Source organism: Pseudoalteromonas sp. 0802 (assembly GCF_013350085.1).
Taxonomy (GTDB): domain Bacteria; phylum Pseudomonadota; class Gammaproteobacteria; order Enterobacterales; family Alteromonadaceae; genus Pseudoalteromonas.
Genome location: NZ_JABVXE010000076.1, coordinates 1 through 611 on the forward strand (window position 1 = coordinate 1; position 611 = coordinate 611).

General features: G+C 49.6%; 3 tRNA genes. All 3 read right to left on the reverse strand.

From position 1 onward, the window contains the following. Positions 1 to 76 (reverse strand) — tRNA-Gly (locus HUS61_RS21185). Positions 77 to 350: 274 nt separating this feature from the next. Further along, a tRNA-Leu gene (locus HUS61_RS21190) sits at positions 351 to 437 on the reverse strand. A gap of 39 nt (positions 438 to 476) precedes the next feature. After that, positions 477 to 552 (reverse strand) — tRNA-Gly (locus HUS61_RS21195). Positions 553 to 611: the final 59 nt, after the last annotated feature.

Consider the following 611-nt stretch of genomic DNA (forward strand, 5'->3'; position numbering starts at 1 on the left):
TGGAGCGGCACACGAGGCTCGAACTCGTGACCTCAACCTTGGCAAGGTTGCGCTCTACCAACTGAGCTAGTGCCGCAAATTTGTTTCTGTCAGTATTTTGTCCGTTGGTGCACAACCTTGGGGTTGCGATGATAACGTTCTGGCAACTGAGCTAGTGCCGCAAATTTGTTTCTGTCAGTATTTTGTCCGTTGGTGCACAACCTTGGGGTTGCGATGATAACGTTCTGGCAACTGAGCTAGTGCCGCAAATTTGTTTCTGTCAGTATTTTGTCCGTTGGTGCACAACCTTGGGGTTGCGATGATAACGTTCTGGCAACTGAGCTAGTGCCGCAAATTTTTCTTTATCAAAATGGTGCCCGGGGCCGGACTTGAACCGGCACGCTGTTACCAGCGAGGGATTTTAAATCCCTTGTGTCTACCAATTCCACCACCCGGGCATCGGGTTTGCTATTTAAAGCAAGTGGATAAAGCTAATATGGAGCGGCACACGAGGCTCGAACTCGTGACCTCAACCTTGGCAAGGTTGCGCTCTACCAACTGAGCTAGTGCCGCAAATTTGTTTCTGTCAGTATTTTGTCCGTTGGTGCACAACCTTGGGGTTGCGATGATAA